This is a genomic window from Nostoc sp. NMS4 (genome assembly GCF_017115095.1).
Lineage (GTDB): Bacteria > Cyanobacteriota > Cyanobacteriia > Cyanobacteriales > Nostocaceae > Nostoc.
Genome location: NZ_JABXKI010000259.1, coordinates 22048 through 28961 on the forward strand (window position 1 = coordinate 22048; position 6914 = coordinate 28961).

Consider the following 6914-nt stretch of genomic DNA (forward strand, 5'->3'; position numbering starts at 1 on the left):
TCTTTCCTGCGATTCATCACGTCTCCTTCCTTAATATTTTATTTTTTGTAAATCAAAAAAACTGAACCAATCGGCCCAAGGTTTTCTACATAAGTTTTCTGGTTGTAATACAATCCCGGAGACATACCTCCATCAAACAAAATACCTTCTTGAATCTTACCTAAACAGTTATCGCTAGCAATGCCTTCTAGAACATTATCAAACATATCTGGCATTAACTCTTGATTAAGTTGGGATAATTGAATATCTGAATTAGCTTTCAAGTCATTAACTAATAAGATGACATAGCCTTGATTAGTGATAGCTGCCAGAGAGCGATTAGTCGCATTTTTACAAGCAAATTCTCCTAAATCTTGACAAATATCTTTAAACTTACCCTGACGATAAAATCTACCATTACCGCCCACTAAATTGTAATTGAGAATATCATTTTCTCTTCTGCCAGCCTGGATAGTAGCCTGTCGCTGCTGGGGTGTACCTCCTGATATGCCAAAGGAAGAACGTTTATTTTTAAATGCTCCTGAATACTCTATGCCACGAGAAATATTTAAGCCTTGGGGTTTATCATCAGTATCTATATAGTCGGCATTAATTGCGGCAATTGGTAGCTGTCCCTTTAACTTGGCATTTTCATCAGCGATGAGTTCATGAAACTGTTTTGCTACATATTCTTTACGTAATTTACCTCTACTATCTTTGGCGTAAAGTTTATGAGATAGACCAACATTAACTTTGAAATCTAATTGGGCTGATTTGGGATTAAAAATAATTACATTATTAATACCTTTAGGATTTTTTTTACCTTGATTATTGGTTTTAAAAAAATCAATACTGAACTTGGCATCTTTGCCAGGGCAAGTTTTAGATGCTTTTGGGATTAAATTTGCTTCAATCTTTTGACAACCTGATAATAAGCTCGCACTAATTATCAAAATAAATAACAAAAATAATTTGCTTGTAGACATAATAATACAAAAAAAACCGCTACAGATTTACTATAGCGGGGAATAATTTAAAATTTCAGTCTAGAGTTAATCTCAGAGCCAAAACTTAAGAGAACCATTCTAAAACAGCTTCTTCTTTGGTGTTAGTATTGCGAGATGGTGTCTCACGATTAAATTTCATCTGAATTGACCGGGTTTGCTCACCATCAGCAGCTACAGCCAAAATTGGGTAGTCAATTAAACCATCCTGGAAGGACATCTGGAAGCGGAATGTTCCATCGGGATTTAGTTTAATTGGACGGCCACCAATGGTTACAGTAGCATCGGGTTCGGTTGCACCGTAGACTATCAACTCAGCATCGGCAATTAGCCAGAACTGGCGCGGACGCACTGGTACGGCGGAAGCTGAGAAGCCAACACCTGACATTCCTGCACCGGAGGCGGTTAAGCCGGAGACGGTGGGAGTTGCCCACAGACCCACACCTGATGGGAAAATGTAGGAGCTAATGGCTTGTTCTGGACGTATAGCACCTTGTTGGGAACCGAAGATAGAACCAGCAACCCGTTGTGATTCGGCAGATTCCGCTAAACCAAAGATTTGGTCGTAGATGGGGTTGCCGGTGCCATTCACAACAGCATTACCATTGGCGGTGGCGGTAGTTGCAATTTTTTTGGTAGGGGGAACTAGTTCGTACTGAGTCTTACCACGCAAATCTTCTTCAAAATTTACTGTGATGAAGACATCCTCAATCCAGTCAGAAGGATAGACGGGAGGAATGTGTACTTTAGTAGAACGAGCTAGTACTAACCAGCGACCATCAGCAGCACGATAGCCGATATCAATTGTATAATCGCGATCGCTAACTGGAACTGGTAGATACCATTCTCTAGCTAGTTCATCAGCCGGATATTCTTGAATGCTGTGTGGGCTTTGGTATTCGATATTGATGTCGGTGACATCATAAATCCGCAGTGCTAGTTGTTGTCCACCTTGCCGACGCAGTTCCTCTTTGTGTTCATTGGGTACATCCCAGTAAGTGTAAGCCCATTGAGGATCGCGTGGTAAAAGTACAATCCGGCTATCACCATACCCAGAGGGTAAATCTGCCAGTCCTTCATCAACATCAGCTAAAGATCCACCAGTACGATCTTCCTGACCTAATTCAAACTTTGCAGCTTCCACGGTTTCTTGTGCCTCCAATGAACGAGATGGACTGAGTAAGTTTTTGCTACGCTGGACTTCTTGTATTGATGCGAGCAGTTGTGATTTACGCATTCGGCTATAGCGAGAGATGCTATATTCGCTAGCAACTTTGCGTAGTTGGCGTAAGGTCATCTCCTCTAGTGGCGGGCGTTCTTTTGCCATTAATTTGGCCTCCAGTAGTTTAAGCGGTAAATGATTTCCCCTGGTTAAAGAATGCTATGTAATATCTCATCCATTCCAGATGAATTTCTTATCCTGACTCCTGGTTTTGCCCAGTTTTTAAGTTTTTTAATCTGTTTTTAAATTGAGACAACATCCTTCCAATTCCCGATCGCACCGAAATTAGCATTTCTTTGGGATCGGAGGATTTCGATTTGTTAAGTCAATATTAACCACTAAGCATATCTAGGGATCAAGGGGTAAGAAGTAGGTTTTTTGGCTGTTTCACGAATTTATCAGCCCTTCTGGGATCGAATTGTCAGCTTTTCATGACATTTGTGGTGATTGGCGTATGAAGAATAGCAACAATGTCAAGTTTTCATAACATTAGCCTCTGGGCTAGCCAAAAACCAGAATTCAGGAGCCGGAGACGTTTCCGTTACTCCGGTCAGAATCAAGAGCATTTTCACAAATCAAATAGGATTGCTATATAAATTATCTACGAACACTTATTTTTCGTCCAAAGTCCAAATTTATGCAAAAAACCCTCAATACGAAATATTAATAAATATTTTCTCTAGAACTATTAATTTATTGTTAACTAAATTTTAATTTTTTATCATTACTTTGGTTTATACAGTTGCTAAAAATTTGTTTTTATTTGCCTATTTATACACCTATTTAGTGTTATGCAAACTAACATATTTCCTGACTTTAATGAAGATTTTAGAGAAGCATTTCGCTTGCTTTTGCTATGGCGGCGGGATGTTCGGCGATTCTTAAAAAATCCTATCTCAAATGAGCTTTTGTTAGATTTAATAGAAATTGCCAATTTCTCTCCTTCTGTGGGGAATAGTCAGCCTTGGCGATGGGTCAATGTTAATGATAATAGAAACAGAGAAAAAATCCGTACTAATTTCCGAAAGTGTAACGAACAGGCTCTTGCTGGATATTCTGGCGAACGTGCCTCGCTCTACGCCAATCTCAAATTAGAAGGGCTAGACGCTGCTCCTGTTCAGTTGGCTGTATTTGCCGATGTTGAAACAGAACAGGGCGCTAATTTGGGTAAATTAACTATGCCGGAAACGTTAAATTATTCTGTTGTCATGGCTATTCATACTCTCTGGCTTGCTGCACGTGCATCGGGACTAGGTGTTGGCTGGGTTTCAATAATAGACCCACAGGCTGTGAAAAAAGACTTATCCATAAACGACAGTTGGGAACTAATAGCTTATCTTTGTATTGGGTATCCAGTTGAGGAGCATGATATTCCTGAGCTTGAACGCTCAGGATGGCAACAAAGAACTAATGTAGGGTTAAATATTATGTCCAGATAGTTGACACTCCCCTGCCTAACCAAGTTTCGCTTTCGCTCACTTGCTTGAAAAGGCAGGGGATTTTTGGTTCAACGAGTCCATAATATATTCAATAAGTAAAAAAACAAATCTCAAAGCAGTAAGAAAAAGCACAATCGCACTACGTAAAGTATTGAGATATGACATCGATGGGCGACTTACACAGCACGACTTTCTCTACTAGTGAAGTTGGCTGGCCGCCCAAGTGAAAGTGAAACTCACCCACTGCTATGTGAAATTAAGTCCCAAGATAGTGTGTAGCCCACCATCGAAGAACTTAAGCTTGGCGTATAAGTTTAGGGTTTAGGGAAATAATTATGAATAAGGAAACAGTTCCTAGTCAAGCTGAAAAGTCTAATCCAGAAGGCGATGCATCACAATTAAGTCCAGAGGTACTAGACAAAATCAAACACCCTGCCAGAATTGACGATGTAATTCGAGAGCAATCACCACAAGAACGTAAAAGTAACCCAGCTTTAACACCAGAAATGATTGACGATCCAACTGATGATTGATTGGGTTTGTAAAAAAGGAATCCAAAAGCTCAAATTCCCGACTTCTTTAAAAAAGTCGGGAATCTTATTATTTAGTTCTTCTTGATATGTTTCCAGCCAAAAAAGGTAGATTCAAACTGATACAATCCGCGAATCAAAGTAGTAATTCCCGGAGATTTCTGAGGTTTTCACTACTGTTTTGTATTACTAATCACATATTTTTTAGCAAATATTATGTATGCAACCGGATTGTTTCGCTTTCCAGCAGAAAAACCCATTTTTTGAAATGCTTTGGTAAATCAGACTTATTTGCTACTTTTGATGATAAATTGCTCACTTAGTCAAAAAAATTTAATCCAGATGATAAATATTATTCTATATACCCTATAATTCTCATAATTACGGTATCCGTCTACAAATACCGTAGATTTAGGGGTGATTCCAATGAGCAAGTCGCAACAACCAACACAATTAAGTAAATTCCTGAATGAGGGGATACAGGCTTATGCAATAAAAGCCTTGTGGAATATACAAATATGGTATCAACACGCAATCAAAATTTGGTTTACTGGACGCAGTACACAAAGCTTTGTGAGTCTATTTCTTATAAGTATTTTTTTGAGTATAGCAGTTGCCTCGTGTTCGGGAAGCAGTTCAGCTAGCAAAAATGATGTTAAATTAAAACTCGTTTCATTCTCTGTCACCAAAGCCGCTCATGACCAAATAATTCCCAAATTTATAGAGAAGTGGAAGCAAGAACATAACCAAAACGTCACATTTGAGCAAAGTTATGGTGGTTCTGTAGCTCAGGCGGCGGCTGTCATTGACGGTTCCCAAGAAGCAGATATAGTACACTTGGCACTTCCCCTCGATGTTAGCAAAATTGCTCTTGCAGGTTTGATTAAATCGGGTTGGGAAACCAAAGCACCGAGAAGTGGTATTGTGAGTAGGTCGGTTGCTGCGATCGTCACTCGTGAAGGCAACCCCAAAGGCATCCAGACTTGGGCAGACTTAGCAAAAGATGGCGTGAAAGTGATTGCAGCTAACCCAAAAACTTCTGGTATTGCTATTTGGGAATTCTTGGCTTTCTGGGGTTCAGTGACTCAAACAGGCGGTGACGAGACAACAGCACTAGATTATGTCACCAAAGTTTATAAAAACGCCCCTACTCTAACGAAAGATGCTCGTGAAGCTAGCGATTTATTCTTCCAAAAAGGTGAGGGAGATGTCTTAATCAACTACGAAAACGAGGTGATTTTGGCGGGTAAAAATGGGACGAAATTGCCTTATGTTGTACCCCAAATCAATATTTCCATTGATAATCCTGTAGCGGTAGTTGATAAAAACGTTGATAAACACCGTACCAGAGAAGTTGCACAAGCATTTGTTGATTTTCTTTACTCCACAGAAGCTCAACGAGAATTTGCCAAATTACAATATCGTCCTGTTAACCCCACCGTTACCCAAGAAGTAGCATCACAACATCCGCCAATTAAAACTTTATTCACATCTCAAGATTTAGGTGGTTGGGATATTATTCAGAAAAAGTTTTTTGGAGATGGGGCAATTTTTGACAAAGTTCAAGCTGCGAGCAAAGCATGAACACTACTTTTTCATGCAGCATAAAGATAGAGCCACTTACTACCTTCATTAAATTCTCTGCGTCCCTCTGCGTACCTTTGCGTTTAAATCTCAAACCTCAATTCGCCACGATTTTACGCGAAGCTATACTTACTAAAACGTCAGAAATTCTCAGTAACTTTACTTCAATTGATAATTTATGAGCTTTCATAGCCGATTTAAACATAGCTTTTTGCTCACATCTTTAATACTTATTGCCAGCAGCATCACTGGTTGTAATAGTGGAGAAGAACTGAAAAGTCAGGTGAGTATTGATGGTGCAGCTGTAGGTTTTCCTGTTTCTTTAGCAGTTGCAGAAGAATACGAAAAGGTTAAACCGGAAGCTAAAGTTAGTGTTGCCTCAAGTGGGACTGGTGGCGGTATTAGTAAGTTTTGTGCTGGCGATATTGATATTGTTGGTGCTTCTCGTACCATTAAAGATGAAGAAATAAAAAAATGTAAAAGCAAGAATATTAAATTTATTGAGTTGCCTATAGCTTTAGATGGCATCGCCGTGATTGCTAATCGTAAAAATAACTTTGCCAAATGTCTGACTATTAAAGAACTAGACAAAATTTGGAGCGCCAAATCAGATAGTAAAATCTTGACTTGGAATCAAGTTAATCCCAAATTTCCTAACCAAAAACTGAAGTTGTATGCTCCAGCTTCTGATACTGGAACTTTTGATTATATGACTCAAGCTGTTACTGGCAAAGCCAAAAATGGGCGTACAGATTACACTCCTAGTCACAATCAAAACCTCTTAGTGCAAGGAGTATCAGGTGATGCATCAGCCTTGGGTTATGTCGGGATATCTTACTACATTCAAAACCAAGATAAACTTAATTTGGTAGCTGTAGAAAGTCCCACAGGAAAGTGTGAAAAACCAGTACCTGTAGATAATGTGATCAAAAATATCTACACACCTTTGTCTCGTCCTCTGTTCATCTATGTTAGTAAAAAGTCATTAGATACCAAGCCAGCAGTCAAAGAATTTGTAGATTTCTATCTCGAAAATTCTTGGAAGTGGGTAGATAGCGTTGGTTATGTGGCATTACCAGACGAAGCTTACGTCAAAGTCAAACAAAAATTTGCTACTGGTGAAACTGGGACAAAATTCAAAAAAGCAAAACCAGGT

General features: G+C 39.2%; 6 protein-coding genes. 4 read left to right on the forward strand and 2 right to left on the reverse strand.

Annotated elements, in window-relative coordinates; all coding sequences use genetic code 11:
• Positions 1-38: 38 nt before the first annotated feature.
• Positions 39-965, reverse strand: a complete 927-nt coding sequence (locus HWQ37_RS23835) for a phosphodiester glycosidase family protein (RefSeq protein WP_292751691.1) — start codon at positions 963-965, stop codon at positions 39-41.
• An 85-nt stretch (positions 966-1050) separates the two neighbouring features.
• Positions 1051-2310 carry a DUF4912 domain-containing protein gene (locus tag HWQ37_RS23840; RefSeq protein ID WP_292751694.1) on the reverse strand — a complete coding sequence of 420 codons (1260 nt, stop codon included), beginning with the start codon at positions 2308-2310 and terminating at the stop codon, positions 1051-1053.
• A 686-nt stretch (positions 2311-2996) separates the two neighbouring features.
• Here HWQ37_RS23840 and bluB point away from each other — a divergent pair.
• From bluB to HWQ37_RS23860, 4 genes are all read left to right on the forward strand, one after another.
• Positions 2997-3644, forward strand: a complete 648-nt coding sequence (bluB, locus tag HWQ37_RS23845) for a 5,6-dimethylbenzimidazole synthase (protein WP_292751698.1) — start codon at positions 2997-2999, stop codon at positions 3642-3644.
• A 335-nt stretch (positions 3645-3979) separates the two neighbouring features.
• Complete coding sequence (locus HWQ37_RS23850) at positions 3980-4177, forward strand: hypothetical protein (RefSeq protein WP_292751700.1); 198 nt, start codon at positions 3980-3982, stop codon at positions 4175-4177.
• A 423-nt stretch (positions 4178-4600) separates the two neighbouring features.
• Positions 4601-5758, forward strand: coding sequence for a sulfate ABC transporter substrate-binding protein (locus tag HWQ37_RS23855; RefSeq protein WP_292751703.1), 1158 nt, complete (start codon positions 4601-4603; stop codon positions 5756-5758).
• Between the two features lie 178 nt (positions 5759-5936).
• On the forward strand, positions 5937-6914 hold a 978-nt coding region (locus HWQ37_RS23860), incomplete at its 3' end, for a PstS family phosphate ABC transporter substrate-binding protein (RefSeq protein WP_292751706.1).

Bases quoted from the DNA above. Each gene is read 5' to 3' on its own strand.
- HWQ37_RS23835 (WP_292751691.1), bottom strand. From the start codon at position 965: ATGTCTACAAGCAAATTATTTTTGTTATTTATTTTGATAATTAGTGCG.
- HWQ37_RS23840 (WP_292751694.1), bottom strand. From the start codon at position 2,310: ATGGCAAAAGAACGCCCGCCACTAGAGGAGATGACCTTACGCCAACTA.
- bluB (WP_292751698.1), top strand. From the start codon at position 2,997: ATGCAAACTAACATATTTCCTGACTTTAATGAAGATTTTAGAGAAGCA.
- HWQ37_RS23850 (WP_292751700.1), top strand. From the start codon at position 3,980: ATGAATAAGGAAACAGTTCCTAGTCAAGCTGAAAAGTCTAATCCAGAA.
- HWQ37_RS23855 (WP_292751703.1), top strand. From the start codon at position 4,601: ATGAGCAAGTCGCAACAACCAACACAATTAAGTAAATTCCTGAATGAG.